This window comes from Afifella sp. H1R (assembly GCF_021462425.1).
GTDB classification, from domain to species: domain Bacteria; phylum Pseudomonadota; class Alphaproteobacteria; order Rhizobiales; family Afifellaceae; genus Afifella; species Afifella aestuarii.
The window spans coordinates 1,801,230-1,816,347 of sequence record NZ_JAKEDY010000001.1 but is presented as its reverse complement, the minus strand read 5'-3'; the positions used below and the strand labels follow the sequence as shown (position 1 = coordinate 1,816,347).

At 59.5% G+C, this 15,118-nt stretch carries 18 protein-coding genes; all 18 read left to right on the top strand.

The window, feature by feature from the left end; genetic code table 11:
- Window positions 1-72: 72 nt before the first annotated feature.
- On the top strand, window positions 73-963 hold the full coding sequence (motA, locus tag L0F51_RS08680; protein WP_234628794.1) for a flagellar motor stator protein MotA: 891 nt from the start codon (window positions 73-75) through the stop codon (window positions 961-963).
- 3 nt (window positions 964-966) lie between these two features.
- Window positions 967-1,896 carry a flagellar motor switch protein FliM gene (locus L0F51_RS08675; protein WP_234628793.1) on the top strand — a complete coding sequence of 310 codons (930 nt, stop codon included), beginning with the start codon at window positions 967-969 and terminating at the stop codon, window positions 1,894-1,896.
- Window positions 1,897-2,161: 265 nt separating this feature from the next.
- Window positions 2,162-2,467, top strand: a complete 306-nt coding sequence (gene fliN / locus L0F51_RS08670) for a flagellar motor switch protein FliN (protein ID WP_370642383.1) — start codon at window positions 2,162-2,164, stop codon at window positions 2,465-2,467.
- Window positions 2,468-2,477: 10 nt separating this feature from the next.
- Window positions 2,478-3,506, top strand: a complete 1,029-nt coding sequence (locus tag L0F51_RS08665; protein WP_128291207.1) for a flagellar motor switch protein FliG — start codon at window positions 2,478-2,480, stop codon at window positions 3,504-3,506.
- Window positions 3,507-3,517: 11 nt separating this feature from the next.
- On the top strand, window positions 3,518-4,603 hold the full coding sequence (gene flhB, locus L0F51_RS08660; RefSeq protein ID WP_092810343.1) for a flagellar biosynthesis protein FlhB: 1,086 nt from the start codon (window positions 3,518-3,520) through the stop codon (window positions 4,601-4,603).
- Window positions 4,581-5,033: a hypothetical protein gene (locus L0F51_RS08655; protein ID WP_234628792.1), complete on the top strand. Its 453-nt coding sequence runs from the start codon at window positions 4,581-4,583 to the stop codon at window positions 5,031-5,033. Before flhB ends, L0F51_RS08655 begins: the two co-directional genes overlap by 23 nt.
- Window positions 5,034-5,135: 102 nt before the next feature.
- A complete protein-coding gene (flgB, locus tag L0F51_RS08650) occupies window positions 5,136-5,519 on the top strand; it encodes a flagellar basal body rod protein FlgB (RefSeq protein ID WP_234628791.1) in 384 nt (127 codons plus the stop codon).
- Window positions 5,519-5,938, top strand: a complete 420-nt coding sequence (flgC, locus tag L0F51_RS08645; RefSeq protein WP_234628790.1) for a flagellar basal body rod protein FlgC — start codon at window positions 5,519-5,521, stop codon at window positions 5,936-5,938. The genes flgB and flgC overlap by 1 nt, the downstream gene beginning before the upstream one ends.
- Window positions 5,938-6,261, top strand: coding sequence for a flagellar hook-basal body complex protein FliE (locus L0F51_RS08640; protein ID WP_128291212.1), 324 nt, complete (start codon window positions 5,938-5,940; stop codon window positions 6,259-6,261). The genes flgC and L0F51_RS08640 overlap by 1 nt, the downstream gene beginning before the upstream one ends.
- Before the next feature lie 10 nt (window positions 6,262-6,271).
- Complete coding sequence (flgG, locus tag L0F51_RS08635) at window positions 6,272-7,060, top strand: flagellar basal-body rod protein FlgG (RefSeq protein ID WP_234628789.1); 789 nt, start codon at window positions 6,272-6,274, stop codon at window positions 7,058-7,060.
- Between the two features lie 8 nt (window positions 7,061-7,068).
- Window positions 7,069-7,599 carry a flagellar basal body P-ring formation chaperone FlgA gene (gene flgA, locus L0F51_RS08630; RefSeq protein WP_234628788.1) on the top strand — a complete coding sequence of 177 codons (531 nt, stop codon included), beginning with the start codon at window positions 7,069-7,071 and terminating at the stop codon, window positions 7,597-7,599.
- Window positions 7,596-8,765, top strand: coding sequence for a flagellar basal body P-ring protein FlgI (gene flgI, locus L0F51_RS08625; protein ID WP_234628787.1), 1,170 nt, complete (start codon window positions 7,596-7,598; stop codon window positions 8,763-8,765). The genes flgA and flgI overlap by 4 nt, the downstream gene beginning before the upstream one ends.
- Window positions 8,766-8,830: 65 nt before the next feature.
- A complete protein-coding gene (locus L0F51_RS08620) occupies window positions 8,831-9,496 on the top strand; it encodes a MotE family protein (protein WP_234628786.1) in 666 nt (221 codons plus the stop codon).
- The gene (gene flgH / locus L0F51_RS08615; RefSeq protein WP_092810359.1) at window positions 9,493-10,200 is read left to right on the top strand and encodes a flagellar basal body L-ring protein FlgH; all 708 of its coding nucleotides are present in this window, start codon (window positions 9,493-9,495) and stop codon (window positions 10,198-10,200) included. The genes L0F51_RS08620 and flgH overlap by 4 nt, the downstream gene beginning before the upstream one ends.
- Complete coding sequence (locus tag L0F51_RS08610; RefSeq protein ID WP_234628785.1) at window positions 10,200-10,715, top strand: flagellar basal body-associated FliL family protein; 516 nt, start codon at window positions 10,200-10,202, stop codon at window positions 10,713-10,715. Before flgH ends, L0F51_RS08610 begins: the two co-directional genes overlap by 1 nt.
- A gap of 38 nt (window positions 10,716-10,753) precedes the next feature.
- Window positions 10,754-11,533 (top strand): flagellar type III secretion system pore protein FliP, encoded by a 780-nt coding sequence (gene fliP, locus L0F51_RS08605; RefSeq protein ID WP_234628784.1) that lies wholly within the window; start codon window positions 10,754-10,756, stop codon window positions 11,531-11,533.
- A 162-nt stretch (window positions 11,534-11,695) separates the two neighbouring features.
- On the top strand, window positions 11,696-13,390 hold the full coding sequence (locus L0F51_RS08600) for a methyl-accepting chemotaxis protein (protein WP_234628783.1): 1,695 nt from the start codon (window positions 11,696-11,698) through the stop codon (window positions 13,388-13,390).
- 304 nt (window positions 13,391-13,694) lie between these two features.
- A complete protein-coding gene (locus L0F51_RS08595; RefSeq protein WP_255701295.1) occupies window positions 13,695-14,978 on the top strand; it encodes a flagellin in 1,284 nt (427 codons plus the stop codon).
- The last annotated feature ends 140 nt before the right edge of the window (window positions 14,979-15,118 follow it).

Genomic DNA, 15,118 nt, shown 5'->3' with positions numbered 1-15,118 from the left:
AGCGCTCCAGCTTCACGCAAGCCAAATCGAACAGTGAGGGCTGCGAACGAAACCACTACATGGAGCAGGCTCTTGGCTATCCTACTCGGCTTGGTGATCGGCATCGGCTCGATGCTCGGCGGTTTCATGGCAATGGGCGGCCATGTGGGCGTCATCTGGCAGCCCTTCGAATACGTCATCATCGTCGGTATCGCTCTTGGCACTTTCATCATCGCCAACCCGATGGCGATCATCAAAGATGCCGGTGCGGGCATTTTTGAAGCGATGAAGGGCACGGCCCCGAAGCGGAACGATTATCTCAGCATTTTGAGCCTGCTGTTCGCGTTGATGAGAGATCTCAGAACGCGGCCTCGCAACGAGGTCGAAGCGCATATCGACGATCCGGCGAATTCGGTGCTTTTTCAGCACTTTCCGTCGATCCTGAAGGACAAGGAACTCACCGCTTATATCTGTGACTACGTTCGCCTGATCATCATCGGCAATGCGCGCTCGCACGAGATCGAGGGCCTGATGGAGCAGGAGATCTCGACGATCAAAAAGCACAAGCTGAAGTCGGCTAGTGCTCTGGGCACTGTCGCCGAAGCGCTTCCGGCGATCGGTATTTGCGCCGCGGTCCTCGGGATCGTGAAGGCGATGGGCGCCATCGATCAGTCGCCGGAGATTCTCGGCCACTACATCGCCTCGGCGCTGATCGGCACGTTCGTCGGTATCTTTCTATCCTACGCGGTGCTTTCTCCGGTCGCGGGCAAGATCAAGATTCTGCGTGAAAAGCAGTGTCAGCCGTTTGTCATCGTCAAGCAGACGCTGATTGCCTTCATGAATGGTGCGCTGCCTCAGGTCGCGCTCGAGCATGGCCGCAAAACGATTTCTTCCAAAGAGCGCCCGACCATCGACGAGGTCGAAAACGAGGCGATTTCCAACACTCCGAGCTCATCGGCAGCTCCCATGCAGCAGGCGGCCTGATCCATGTCCGAAGCACAAAAAGGCACTGATATCCGTGACATGCTGCTCGATGCGGCAGGTCTGTCGGTCGACAAGCTGCCGATGCTGCAGATCATTTTCGACCGCATGGCGACCTTCTGCGCCGACAGCCTGCGCACACTGGCCGCATCTCAGGCCTATTACTCCCTGAGCCATGTGGAGAGTGGGCGTATCGGCGACATCCTTGAGATGTATGAGGCGAACGCCGTCGCCGGTATCTTTCATGCGCCGGCCTGGGACAATCACATCATCGTCGGCTTCGATCGCGATTTCATCTTCTCGATGGTCGAAGTGCTTTTTGGAGCCGATGGCTCGGAACCGCCTTTCGACGACGAGCGGAATTTCTCCACGATCGAAAACCGCATCGCGCAGATGCTGTTCGAGCAGGCGGGCAAAGCGCTGCAGGCGTCTTTCGCCCTCGTCTCAGACACTCCGTTCAAATTTGAACGTCAGGAAACCCGCATGGACTTCGCCGTCATCGGGCGGCGCAACAACATGGCGGTCGCGGCGAAGTTTCTGCTGCAGGCGCTCGGACGCGGCGGTGAGATGTTCGTGATCATTCCGCAATCGGCTCTGACGCCGATGCGGCAGGTGTTGTCACGCGTGATCTCCGGCGAATCGAATGCCGGTGATCCGAATTGGTCGCGCCAAATTCGCACCGAGGTGAAGAAGGCGAGTGTGCCTCTCCGCGCCGTGCTGGAAGAACGCAGCATCATGCTGGACGAAGTCGCTCATTTTAAAGTGGGCCAGGTTTTGGAGTTGCAGGCAACGCCCGCAAGCCGCGTCAAGCTCGAGGCGAATGAGCAACCGCTTTTCTGGTGTCAGCTCGGCCAGACGGAAGGCTCGTACAAGCTCCGTGTGGAAGAGGTCTTTGATCCCGAGAAGGAGTTCATCAATGACCTTCTTTCTAACTGACCTGGCGATCCTGGCGGCCTTCGCGGGAGCGTGCGCGGCTGCTGTTGCTTTGCAGCTTCGCAACCGACGTGAAGAAGCTGTGGCCAGGGTGAAGGGCTCGCGCACCAGGGAACTGGGGCGCCGGCGCTGAAGGGGGCTGGTCCATCGCCGCATGTGTGAGGACCTGCAGGATTGAATCGAGAGGAGCGTTTTCATGTCTGGAGATCCTTTGAAGGATATGCAGGAAAAGCTGAACGAGACTTCCACGCACGAGGATGATTTCACCGTGGAGGTGTCGGCAGGGCAGGGCGAGACTTTTGGCACCGGCCGCAATCTGGAATCCGTCATGCGGATTCCCGTGCTGATGCAGGTCGTGCTCGGCTCTGCGCGTATGCCCGTTGCCAATCTCATGAAGCTTGGCCGAGGCGCTATCGTGCCGCTCGATCACCGCGTCGGCGAACCGGTCGAAGTGGTGGTCAATGGTCGCGTCATTGCGCGTGGCGAAGTGGTGGTCGTCGAAGACGACAATTCCCGCTTTGGTGTGTCCCTGACCGAGATCGTTGGTCCGGCTGGCGCCGAGCTGACGAACTAAGCAGGGCGAGATGGCAGCCACCGCAAACAAGCCGCCTGCGCCGCGGCCCCTCCAGGGGCCGGACCGTGTCGCCGCGCTGCTCATGGCAATGGGCAAGCCCGCGGCTGCCCGCGTGATGAAGCATTTCGATCCAGAGGAGATCAAAATCATCACGCGCTCCGTGGCGACGCTCAAATCTGTTCCGCCGCAGCAGATCGAACAGCTGATCGAGGAGTTTGCCTCCAATTTTCTGAACGGCGCGCAGCTCGTGGGTACGACGGGAGAGGTGGAAAAGCTTCTGGAAGGCGTTTTGCCTCCTGATCAGATCGGCGAGATCATGGCCGACGTCATGGGCAATGCCAGCCGCTCCATCTGGGATCGCATGTCCAACGTCTCGGAGAACCTGATCGCGGCCTACATTCTGAAGGAGCACCCGCAGACGGCGGCCCTTATCCTCTCGAAGGTGAAGCCGACTTGTGCGGCGAAGGTTATGGGGCATTTGCCGCCGGATCGCCGAAACGAAGTCATGCGCCGCATGCTCGGCTTCAAGCCGATGGTGGACGAGACGATGCGCATCATTGAGCGCGTCGTACACGAAGACTTCATGACCAACCTATCCCGCAATCAGGGTGCGGATCCGCACGCCAAGATGGCCGATATCGTCAACAAGATGGAGCGCGATCACATGGAAGACGTGCTCAACAGCCTGTCGGAATCGCGGCCGAAATCTGCGGAGATCTTGAAGAGCCTGTTGTTCACGTTCGATGATATCTCGAAGCTCACGCCGAAGGCGCGGACTGCCCTCTTCGACCGTGCACCGACCGACAAGGTGGTGATGTCACTCAAGGGCACCGATGCGGAGTTCCGCGAGATCATTCTTTCCTCCTTGTCCTCGCGCGTGCGGCGCATGGTCGAGCAGGAACTGAGTAGCAGTGAACCGGCCCCGCATCGTGAGGTGACGGATGCGCGCCGTGTCATCACGGACATGGCGCTCGATATGGCAGGAAAGGGTGAGATCGACCTCAATTCGGACAATGAGGAAGACGCCTACGTCATGTAGGCGCACTCGCTATGTCGGAGAAGCCGGACAAGGACAGCCAAACCGAGGAGCCGACAGAGAAGAAGATCTCGGATGCGGTGGAGAAGGGCAATACGCCGCATTCGCGTGAAGCGGCGATCTTTACCTCGATACTTGCGATCCTCATCATCATGACGCTGCTGATCCAGGGCGCAGCCCGCGATCTCAGCGCTATCTTGATGCACTTCATCGACAATCCGGGAGGCTTTTCTCTTTCGAACGGGACAGAGGCGACGCTCTTTCTTTGGCGCGTCGCCTGGGATTGCGGGCGCCTCATCCTACCGGCCATCTTCGTTCTGGCGCTCTTCGGTATCGCTGCTTCACTCTTTCAGAACGTGCCGAGCCTGGTTCTGGAGCGCATCCGGCCGCAATGGTCGCGCATCTCGCCTGCTGCTGGATGGAAGAAGATTTTCGGCAAACAGGGCGCCGTCGAGTTCCTGAAAGCGCTTTTCAAAGTCACGGCCGTGGGCATCACGTGCCTACTCGTCATCAACGCGGACCAGAACGCCCTCATGAGCGCCATGTACAGCGACCCGACCCTGGTTCCGCAATTGATCCTGTCGATCTCCGTGCGCCTTGTTTCCACCATCTGTGTGGCCACTATTGTGCTCGTGGGCGCCGATATCGTCTGGTCCCGCGTGCGCTGGCGCAACGATCTCAGAATGACACGTCAGGAGCTCAAGGAGGAATTCAAACAGGCGGAAGGAGACCCAATCGTGAAGGGGCGCTTGCGGGCGATCGCACGTGAACGCGCCAAGCGACGGATGATGGCGGAAGTGCCACGTGCCACGCTCATCATCGCCAATCCGACTCATTTCGCCATTGCTATACGCTATGAGCGTGCCGAAGGTGGAGCGCCTTTGGTCCTCGCAAAGGGAGCCGATTTGGTGGCGCTAAAGATCCGCGAAATCGCGACCGAGCACAATGTTCCGATCATCGAGGACAAGCCATTGGCCCGCGCAATGTACGATGCTGTGGAAGTCGACCAATTCATTCCGGCGGAGTTTTATGTCGCCGTCGCGAAACTCCTCCATTATATCTATTCGCGTGAGAGTAATGCACATCACCACTCAGCGTAGAGTGATCGAACGGTGTCCTGAGAACGAGCAGGACTTCCTGTCCTGCGAGAAAGTTCTCGCGGAGGCGTTGAAGCCGTTCATGGCGGAATTCTACCTCATCAACGCCGGCGTGATGGCCTACTACATCTACGCGGAGCGTGAGGCTAATATCCGCGATATCGTCGATTCCTCGGCTGAAATGCTGCGACGCCCGGAACTTTTGCGGTACGCACGGCAGGCAGCCGTGCAGTTCGATTGGCACAATGCTTTCGCTATCGCCATCCGGATGGAGTTCGTCCACGACAAGGTGACAGCCTTGTTCGATCTCGTCTTCAACACCGATTATGTTGGTCTCGACATCCTCTCCATCGTTTTTCACGGAGAAGGTGAGGAGAATTTCTGTGAGCGTTTCAGTCAGGCCGTCGCCGACCTGACCCGCAACGACGCCTGACGAAAGGCGGTACCCGCCGCCATTCCCTTTCGCTTCCCACGCCAGCTTCGGGCAAGGCTCGATGTCTAGCTAGGGTCGCGTAGAGCGAAAGGGAGGTTCCTCTTGCAGCCCGTTCATTTATTTGATCTCGCTGCCCGCCAGGCGCAATGGGCGTCGGTCCGGCAGTCGCTGATCGCTGGCAATATTGCCAATGCCAATACACCGGGATACGTCGCCAGGGATATCGAGCCTTTCTCCAAGATCTTGGATTCCACGCATCTTGAGATGACGCAAACCGCGTCGGGACACATCGATACCTCCGGTACGTCGCTTGGGACCGGCAAGATCAAGCCTGAGGAGAGCTGGGATGTCAGCTTCTCAGGCAATTCCGTGAGTGTTGATCAGGAACTGGTCAAGGCCGGTGCGACCGACCGCACCTTTCAGCTCAATGCTAGCCTGGTGAAGGCCTTCCATCGCATGTTCCTGATGAGCGTGAGGTCGAGCTGATGATCGATCCACTCGCCAGCGCCTCCCAGATCGCGGCCTCGGGGCTCAGAGCCCAGTCGACGCGTCTCAGGATCGTCGCGGAAAACCTCGCCAATGCGCAATCGACCGGTACGACGCCCGGCGCCGATCCCTACGTGCGCAAGACCGTTTCTTTCGAGAGTGTGCTCGATCGCACCATTGATGCCGCAAGTGTCAAGGTGAAAGCGCTCGGTGTCGATAACGCGCCGTTCCGTCTGGAGCATGACCCGGGCCACCCGGCGGCCGATGAAAACGGCAATGTCAAGATGCCGAACGTCAATCCGATCATCGAGATGGCCGACCTTCGCGAGACGACAAGGTCTTACGAAGCGAACCTGCAGGTGATGAAGCAGGTGCGCAACATGTTCTCCACCACGATCGATCTCTTGAGGAATAGCTGATGGTTTCTCCGGTTCAATCGCTGTCCTTCATGGTCGACAGCGCGGCTTCGTTGAGCGGCACCCGCTCGACAGCCGCTACGCCCTCAGTCGCTGGTGCGGCGGGGGGAGCCGATTTCGGCAGCGTCCTCGCCAATATCTCGGGCGATGCGCTCAACACTTTGAAGGCCGGCGAAGCCGCGGCCATCACGGGCATCAACGGCGGTATGCCTGTCCAGGACGTGGTTCAGGCCGTGATGGCGGCCGAGCAAACCCTGCAGGCGTCTCTGGCAATCCGCGACAAGGTCGTTGCGGCTTACCAGGAAATCAGCCGGATGCAGATCTAAGGAGATTGAGATGAGAGCGCTCGCAATCGCAGCGACCGGCATGGCTGCTCAGCAGATGAATGTCGAAGTCATTGCCAATAACGTCGCCAATATCAATACGACCTCCTTCAAGCGCGCCCGCGCTGAATTCTCCGATCTTCTCTACCAGACGGAGCGGACGGCGGGTGTGCCGAATGCAGGCGGTGGCAACCCTGTTCCGGAAGGTGCCCGTATTGGGCTGGGCACGCGCACGATCGGCGTGCGCAACCTCCATATTCAAGGACCCCTCGGCCAGACCGGCAACCCGCTGGATCTCGCCATCAACGGCGGCGGCTGGTTCCAGATCACCAACCCGGCAGGCGAGACGCTTTACACGCGTGCCGGCTCGTTCAACAAAGGTCCAAACGGCGAGCTCGTAACGATCGACGGTTACACCGTCGAGCCGGCGATGACCTTCCCGACTGATACCGTCGACATCACGGTGAACGAATCGGGAGAGGTCTATGCCACGATCGCCGGGCAAGCCAATCCGCAGCTTCTTGGACAGCTGACGCTTGTGAACTTCGCCAATGACGCAGGTCTTGAGCCTCTCGGCAGCAATCTCTACCGCGAGACGACGGCTTCGGGTCAGCCGACCACGGGCGTTGCGACCGATCCGGGATTCGGCAAGATCAATCAGGGATATCTTGAAGGCTCCAACGTCGATCCGGTGAAAGAGATCACCGAACTGATCGCAGCCCAGCGTGCCTATGAGATGAACTCCAAGGTGATCCAGGCAGCCGACGACATGTCGGGCACGGTCTCCAAGGGCATTCGCTGAGCAAGCCGATGATGGGGAGGAACTTCATCGGCCTTCGGCGTAAGGCAACGAACGCGCTCGCGCGCGTCGTTCCCGCCCGACGCATTCTCGTTGCCTGCGCGCTTGTGTTCGCAGCGAGCGTTCCGGCTGCCGCGCAGCAGCAGGATCAACCCTACGATCTCCTGCCTGTTCCGTCCGTCACCGTTTATCCGGGCGATGTGATCGATCGGGATATGCTGAAGGAGATGAACTTCCTGCCGAATACGCGTTCGCGCTATCCGGTGGTTGACGATATCGATGCCCTCGTCGGCAAAGTGGCGCGACGTACTCTCGTGCCGGAACGGCTCATCCCGTCGAATGCGGTAGAGGAGCCGGAAATCATCGCGCGCGGCTCGCTCACGCGGGCGGTCTATCAGTCCGGAGGGCTGTCGATGACGGCCGGAGTGCTCGCTCTCGAGGCGGGTTCTCTCGGAGATGTCATTCGCGTCCGCAATGTCGATTCCGGCCAGGTGATTGCCGGGGTCGTCCAGGGGGACGGAAGCGTGAAGGTGGGACAATGAAAAGGCTTGCCGCCGTCCTTTGCGCTGTTGCGCTCGTTGCCGCCGACACAGTCTGGGCCGCCGATCTCGTCGGAAATGTGCCGATCGGGGATCCCAATCAGATTGCGGGTATCGATCCGTCCTCCGGAGCTCGCATCAAGGACATCACGACGGTTCAAGGTGTGCGAGAGAACCAACTGATCGGCTACGGCCTTGTCATCGGTCTGCAAGGTACGGGCGATTCCATGCGCAATTCGCCCTTCACTGGTCAGGCTTTGGAATCGATGCTCGACCGTCTTGGTATCAATGTGAGTGGGGCGGCCCTGCGCGCCCGCAATGTCGCCGGTGTGACCGTGACCGCCAATCTGCCGGCCTTCGCTGGGCGCGGTGGTGAGATCGACGTGAACGTCGCGTCCATTGGTGATGCAACCTCACTTAAGGGCGGTACCTTGTTGATGACCCCACTCTCAGCCGGCGATGGTGAGGTTTACGCCGTCGCACAGGGGCCGGTTGCGGTCTCTGGCCTCAGCGTGGGCGGGCAGGCTGAGACTGTGACGCAGGGCGTTCCGACGGTCGGCCGGATTCCGAACGGAGCGATCGTGGAACGTGAGGTTCCGGGCTCGATGGAAGACCTGGGCGAGCTTGTCCTCGTGCTCAACAACCCGGACTTCAAAACCGCGGCGATGATTGCTGATGCGGTCAATGCCTATACGAGCCGTCAGTTCGGGCGCTCGCTGGCTGTCGAACGTGATCTGAGGAGTGTCGCCGTGCGCAGGCCCGCCGGGATCACGTCCGCTCGCTTCATGGCCGCGATCGGGCAGCTAAGAGTGGCACCGGACACCCCGGCGCGCGTCGTCGTCGATCAGCGCACCGGCACGGTCGTCATCGGCTCCAATGTTCAGATCTCACAGGTTGCCCTGACCCATGGCAATCTCACTGTGCGGGTGACCGAGATGCCGCAGGTGTCGCAGCCGGAGCCGTTCAGCGACGGACAGACCGTTGTGACGCCGCTGACCCAGGTCGACGCCACCGAGGAGGACGGTCATCTCGCCATCATCGGCGGGACCGATTTGAAGACCCTCGTGCATGGGCTCAACCAGATCGGGCTGAAACCGAGCGATATCATCGCGATCCTTCAAGCTATCAAAACTTCCGGTGCGCTTCAGGGCGAACTCGTCGTTCAGTAGCACGGACTGTCGGGCACCCAACCGGCCCCGGCCCTTGAGAAAAATCTGGAGAAAGGCAGCCGAAGATGAGCACGCCTGTCCGAGAATTTCGTAAGTCGCTTGCCTGTCTGCTGGCAACGAGCGCCTTGGTTTTGGTGCCTGCTTTCGCCAAGGCGCAGATGTCGAATGCTGCACAGCAAGCGCAGGATATAGCGAATGTCCTGCCCATTCCGTTGGATGCGGAACCACCTGCGACCGGCGCGGTCGCTGGGGATGCCAATGCGGCTTCCGTTCTGCAGACTGAGCCGAAACCTGCGCCTGCGCAGACCACGGCAGCTGTGCAGTCGGAAAATGCGCGGCAGTATTGCAGCAACATCACCGACGAGGCCACGGATGCGCGCTATGCGCGCCAGGTCGCTGCTCTGAAGAAGCTCGAGGAAGACGTCAACGGACGTATCGAAGCTCTCGAAAAGAAGCGCGCGGAATATGAAGAATGGCTGAAACGTCGCGAGGACTTCCTGCGCAAGGCTGAGGAAAGCGTCGTCGCGATATTCACGCAAATGCGCCCCGATGCAGCGTCTCAGCAGATGGCTGTGATGGCGCCGGCCGCTGCGGCCGCGATATTGGTCAAGCTCAAGCCTCGCAGCGCGAGCGCGATCTTGAACGAGATGGAGCCAATCAAGGCGGCGCAGCTCACGACTACGATGGCAGGGCTCGCAAGAGCGAGTGATGAGGCGAAAAATCCGGGATGAAAAAGATCTGCACAATCGCGGTGCTGCTCGTCATGGGCGGCTGCTCGCACGACAACATCATCACCGGACCGGAGCTAAGCCCGGTGGGCGAGGGGATCGTTGTGAACCGCCAGCCTCTGCCTGTCAGCTTTGTCGAGCCGGAGCCGAAGACGTTCCAGTCTCTCTGGAGCGGGAACAAGCAAGTCCTCTTCACCGATCGTAAGGCAAGGCAAGTCGGTGACGTCATCACGGTCAATATCCAGATTAACGACAAGGCCCAATTCGACAACCAAAGCGACCGATCGCGAGATTCGAAGTCCGATCTCAGCTTTGGCGGGTTTCTCGGCTTCGGCGGCTTCAACGTCGAAAAGGAATCGGGTGAGGGCTCCGGCGGTCTCAATGTTGCGTCAAAGACGTCGACCAAGGGCGAGGGCTCGATCGATCGCTCGGAAAAACTGCGTTTGTCGATTGCTGCGCTGGTCACCGAGGAATTGCCCAACGGCAATCTGATGATCAGCGGTTCACAGGAGGTGAAGGTCAACAACGAGGTCCGCGTGCTCAATATCGCCGGCATCGTCAGACTTTCCGACATCTCCACGGATAATTCTGTCTCCTATGACAAGATCGCGGAGGCGCGCATCTCGTATGGCGGCCGCGGCCGAATTTCCGACATGCAGCAGCCGGCCTGGGGCCAGCGGATTTACGACAAAGTGGTGCCTTTCTGATGAGCGACGCATCCGCGGCTTTGGCCGACGATGTCGGTGAGGAGGCGCCCAAGAAAAAGGGCTCCTTCCTGATGGGTCTTCTTGGCGTGCTTGCTGTCACGCTGCTTGCCGGCGGAGCTGGCGCGGGCATAGGGATCTATCTGGCCGGCGCCATCGAAGCGACGGTCACCGAGAAGCTCAAGGAGAAGCCGGAAGATGAGCCGCAGCTGCTCTATTCCGGAGACATGGTGTTGCAGCCCGTCGGTCCGGTCGTTGTGAATGTGGCCGATCCGTCGGATGTCTGGGTTCGCCTCGAAACCTCTATCGTGTTTCCCAACGGCGCCCTTGAAAACCCGGAGGTGACCGCCGGGGAGATCCGCGAGGACATCATGGCCTTCGTGCGGACCATGCCGCTGTCGCAATTCCAGGGCCCGAGTGCATTGCAGCACTTGCGCGACGATCTCAACGATCGTTCCGTCGTGAGGACCAACGGCAAGGTGAGCGAGCTGATCATCGAGACGATGGTCGTTCAATAAACACCAATGGCGGCTTCCCACCTTGTGAGACAGTTTCGATGAAGCGCTTGTTCTTCGCCCTTTTGCTGGTGCCCTTCCTGGGGGTTGCAGCCCACGCACAAGTGCCCGACCTGGAGAGCCTCATCCCTTCTGGTGATGCGGCCGCGACCGGCCGCATCGTGCAGCTGGTCGCTATCTTGACAGTTCTGTCGATCGCGCCGGGCCTTCTCATCATGGTGACGAGCTTTACGCGCTTCATCATCGCTCTGTCGTTTCTACGCTCCGGCCTAGGCCTGCAGGGCACGCCAGGCAATCTCGTCTTGATCAGCCTGTCGCTGTTCATGACCTTCTATGTGATGGGGCCGACTCTCGATCGGGCCTGGACCGAGGGCCTTCAGCCGCTCACAAACAATGAAATCACCGAACAAGAAGCGTTCGAACGGATCACCGATCCATTCCACGATTTCATGTTGACGCAGGTCCGACCGAAGGATCTCCAACTTTTCGCCGATCTTTCCGCCAGCAAGCCTGGAGCGGAAGAGGGAACGGGGCCCGCGCTTCCGGAGACGGGAGCCCAGGCGACACAAGCGGAATCCGTGCCGTTGCGTGTTCTCATTCCCGCTTTCATGATCTCTGAGCTACGACGTGGTTTTGAAATCGGTTTCTTGATCGTTCTTCCATTCCTCGTGATCGACATGATCGTCGCCACGCTCGTCATGTCCATGGGTATGATGATGATGCCGCCGGCGGTCATCGCCTTGCCCTTTAAGATCCTGTTTTTCGTCCTGATCGACGGATGGAATCTTTTGGTCGGGGGATTGGTGCGTTCTTTCTTCTGACCTCGCGAGCGTCAGACTTGTCCAACCTCCCAGAAAATTAACCGCAACCTTGAACAATCCGGTCTGACATTTCCGTGAACGTCAGCGGAAGTCTGACGCAAGCCCGGTGCAAGCTGACTAAAGCCTTGTGTGCTCACGCAACGTCAATAGGGGGCACACTCAATGAAAAGAGGGCTTCGTCTTAGGCTTGGACATAAGATTTATGCGGTCCTTGCTGTCGGCTTTATAGGTTTTTCTGCCATCTCTGGTTTCCAGCTGCTTGAGCTGGGTCACGCGCTCGAAGATCAGAAGGGGCGTGAGCTTTCGCACCTAACTGAACTCGCGCTCGACATCGCCAAAGAAGAAGAGGCATCGGTCGCGCGTGGCGCTCGCTCGCTTCAAGATGCTCAGGCGGATGCGGCTCGCCGTATCGGGGCGCTACGTTATGGTGACAATGAGTATTTCTGGATCAAGGATCGCAACGCCCGCATGGTGATGCATCCGATCAAGCCGGAGCTCAATGGCACGGATCTGACCTCGATCACGGATCCGTCCGGCAAGCATCTCTTCGTTGAGATGCTCGATCTGGTGGCCAAACAGGGCCGGGGGTTCGTTCGCTATGAATGGCCAAAACCCGGCTCAGCTGAGCCGCAGCCAAAGCTCTCCTATGTCGACGAGTTCGCTCCCTGGGGCTGGGTGATCGGAACCGGCGTCTACATTGATGATTTGCGCGCGCAGACATGGGCAACGGCAAAGACCGTTCTCATGATTGGTGGCCTCGTGCTGCTCGTCGTGGCAGCAATCTGCGGTTTCGTTGCCAGACGTATCTCACAGGCAATGCATGCCACGACCGCGGCCATGAACGAACTCGCCGGTGGTAACTTCGAGATTGTCCTGCCCGGGCTCGATCGCGGTGACGAAGTCGGCGAGATCGCTCGCGCCGTCGAGGTTTTCAAGCAGAAGGCCATCGAGAAGGCGCAGCTTGAAGCCGAAGAGCGCGAAAACAAATCGCGCCAGGCGGAGGCGGAGAGACGCCAGGAAATGCAGCGTCTTGCGGATATGTTCGAAAATGCGGTCGGCGAGGTCACCGAGGGCGTGTCGTCTGCGGCAACGGAACTTGAAGCGGCTGCTGGCTCGATGACAGAAACGGCGGAACGCACTGAAAACCTGTCGAGCACGGTCGTCAGCATCTCCGGTCAGACTTCATCCAACGTCCAGTCCGTGGCGTCTGCCTCAGAAGAACTTGGTGCGTCGGTCGGAGAGATCAGCCGTCGCGTTCAGGAGAGCGCCAAGATTGCTGGTGAAGCGGTCGAACAGGCTGGCAGCGCCAATCGCCGAGTGGTCGATCTCGCCGATGCGGCTCGTCGTGTGGGGGCGGTCGTGAACCTGATCACGGCGATTGCCGAGCAGACCAATTTGCTTGCGCTCAATGCGACCATAGAGGCAGCCCGCGCCGGCGATGCCGGCAAGGGCTTTGCAGTTGTGGCGATGGAAGTGAAAACGCTCGCTGCCCAGACGGCGAAGGCGACGGAAGAAATTGTCGGCCAGATCACCTCTATGCAGCAGGCGACCGATGAGGCGGAGAGTTCGATCCGTTCCATCACGGAGACCATTGCACGCATGTCTGAGATATCTGCGGCGGTCGCCGATGCCGCGGAGCAGCAGTATGAGGCGACCCGCGAGATCGCCGAGAACATCCAAGAAGCGGCGCATGGCACGGCGCAGGTCGCCACCAATATCCTCGATGTGCAGGAGGGGGCAGGCGCCACGGGTGCTGCCTCTTCGCAGGTTCTGGCTTCGGCGCGCTCTCTGTCTCAGGAAAGCCACCGCCTCAAGCAGGAAGTGCAGAGCTTCCTGGCAACGGTGCGTGCCGCCTGAGGGCGCGACAACTCTTCTTTTGACGCTCTACGGCGGGGGCTTCCCCGCCGTTTTTGTTTTGAGAGCCGGCCCGACCAGAGACTTTTTCGCGCAGCCGTTCGAAAAACCGGCGTGTCTGCAAGCTTCACGCAAGCTTGCGCTGCTATCCCTTCATGCATGGCAGGTTGGTTGCTCGACACGGGCAGCAGTTACGGAAGCCGAGTGCTCCGTCCCACCAAAGGCATGATGCCGCCCTGCCATGCCGGTGAAAGCCCGGCATGTCCCCATCAATATCTCTGACACTTAGTCTGAAGGGACATCAATTATGTCTAGCCTTATCACCAACACCTCCGCAATGGTCGCCCTGCAGACCCTGCGTTCGATCAACTCCAACCTGGACGAGACGAACAACCGGGTTTCCACCGGCCTGCGGGTGAACACCGCTTCCGACAACGCCGCCTACTGGTCCATCGCCACGACCATGCGCTCCGACAATCAGGCCATGTCGGCCGTGAAGGACGCTCTTGGCATGGGCTCGGCCACCGTCGATGCGGCTTATACCGGCCTCTCCAAGGCTGAAGAAGTCCTGACCAAAATCAAGGCGAGCCTTGGTGCTGCGACGGGCGAAGGTGTCGACCGGGCGAAGGTTCAGGAGCAGATTTCGGCTTACCAGGACCAGCTGAAGACGATCGCGGAATCCGCGTCGTTCTCCGGCCAGAACTGGCTGAGCACGGGCTCCAGCACGGCCTTCAACAAGGAGATCGTGTCGTCTCTGTCGCGTGATGCCAACAACAAGCTTGCGATTGGCACCATCGACGTCGATATCACGGACACCCGTCTCTATGGCGATGGTACCTCTCAGTTCGGTATCCTCGACAAGACGATCGACCTGAATACCTACACCTCCAATTCGTTGGTTGCGGCGACGGTCGAGACGACTGCAGTGGACTTTGCTGCGGCTGACGACAAGATCAGCTTCAGCGTGTCGCAGAACGGCGCTCCGGCCAAGACGGTCGAGATCACTCAGCAGACCCTGGCGGATGCCGGACTGTCTGATACCTCGATCCGTTCGAATGCCGATCTTGCGGCGGTCTACACTCAGGCCCTGAAGGACGCCGGTATTGAGGGCATCAACGTGGTTCTGGACGGCTCCGACCAGGTTGAGTTCTCGTCTACTGACAACTTCAGCATCTCTGGTGCTACGACTGCCGGCACGACCGGTATCACTGTCGCTTCACTCGGCCTGTCGGCCACCGACGTGACGACTTCGGCGGCTTCGGCCGGTGCTGCCTCCGTTGCCACGATCGACATCTCGTCGGCCTCCGGCACCGAAGTGCAGAACTTCATGAAGGTCGTCGATGAGGCGCTTGGTCAGGTGACCTCGGCTGCGTCTTCTCTCGGTACGGTTCAGACCCGCATCGACATGCAGACGGAGTTCGTGAAGACCCTGATGAGCACGATCGACACGGGCGTTGGCGCCCTGGTCGACGCGGACATGGAAGAGGAATCCACGAAGCTGAAGGCTCTCCAGACCCAGCAGCAGCTGGCTGTGCAGTCGCTCAGCATCGCCAACTCCTCGAGCCAGAACATCCTGTCGCTCTTCCGTTAAGCGAGGTGAAGATAGCGAGGTAAGAACCTTCCAAGGTTTCGCCTCACGCTCCTCCCCCGTGCAGGCGGACCAAGAGAGCCACGCTCCGAAAGGAGCGTGGCTTTTTTCGTATGCAACGCTGAGGCAAGCTTATCACGTCA

Bases quoted from the DNA above. Each gene is read 5' to 3' on its own strand.
- L0F51_RS08655 (WP_234628792.1), top strand. From the start codon at position 4,581: ATGCACATCACCACTCAGCGTAGAGTGATCGAACGGTGTCCTGAGAAC.
- flgH (WP_092810359.1), top strand. From the start codon at position 9,493: ATGAAAAAGATCTGCACAATCGCGGTGCTGCTCGTCATGGGCGGCTGC.
- L0F51_RS08610 (WP_234628785.1), top strand. From the start codon at position 10,200: ATGAGCGACGCATCCGCGGCTTTGGCCGACGATGTCGGTGAGGAGGCG.
- flgI (WP_234628787.1), top strand. From the start codon at position 7,596: ATGAAAAGGCTTGCCGCCGTCCTTTGCGCTGTTGCGCTCGTTGCCGCC.
- L0F51_RS08640 (WP_128291212.1), top strand. From the start codon at position 5,938: ATGGTTTCTCCGGTTCAATCGCTGTCCTTCATGGTCGACAGCGCGGCT.
- L0F51_RS08620 (WP_234628786.1), top strand. From the start codon at position 8,831: ATGAGCACGCCTGTCCGAGAATTTCGTAAGTCGCTTGCCTGTCTGCTG.
- L0F51_RS08675 (WP_234628793.1), top strand. From the start codon at position 967: ATGTCCGAAGCACAAAAAGGCACTGATATCCGTGACATGCTGCTCGAT.
- L0F51_RS08595 (WP_255701295.1), top strand. From the start codon at position 13,695: ATGTCTAGCCTTATCACCAACACCTCCGCAATGGTCGCCCTGCAGACC.
- L0F51_RS08665 (WP_128291207.1), top strand. From the start codon at position 2,478: ATGGCAGCCACCGCAAACAAGCCGCCTGCGCCGCGGCCCCTCCAGGGG.
- fliP (WP_234628784.1), top strand. From the start codon at position 10,754: ATGAAGCGCTTGTTCTTCGCCCTTTTGCTGGTGCCCTTCCTGGGGGTT.
- flhB (WP_092810343.1), top strand. From the start codon at position 3,518: ATGTCGGAGAAGCCGGACAAGGACAGCCAAACCGAGGAGCCGACAGAG.
- flgG (WP_234628789.1), top strand. From the start codon at position 6,272: ATGAGAGCGCTCGCAATCGCAGCGACCGGCATGGCTGCTCAGCAGATG.
- L0F51_RS08600 (WP_234628783.1), top strand. From the start codon at position 11,696: ATGAAAAGAGGGCTTCGTCTTAGGCTTGGACATAAGATTTATGCGGTC.
- flgA (WP_234628788.1), top strand. From the start codon at position 7,069: ATGATGGGGAGGAACTTCATCGGCCTTCGGCGTAAGGCAACGAACGCG.
- flgC (WP_234628790.1), top strand. From the start codon at position 5,519: ATGATCGATCCACTCGCCAGCGCCTCCCAGATCGCGGCCTCGGGGCTC.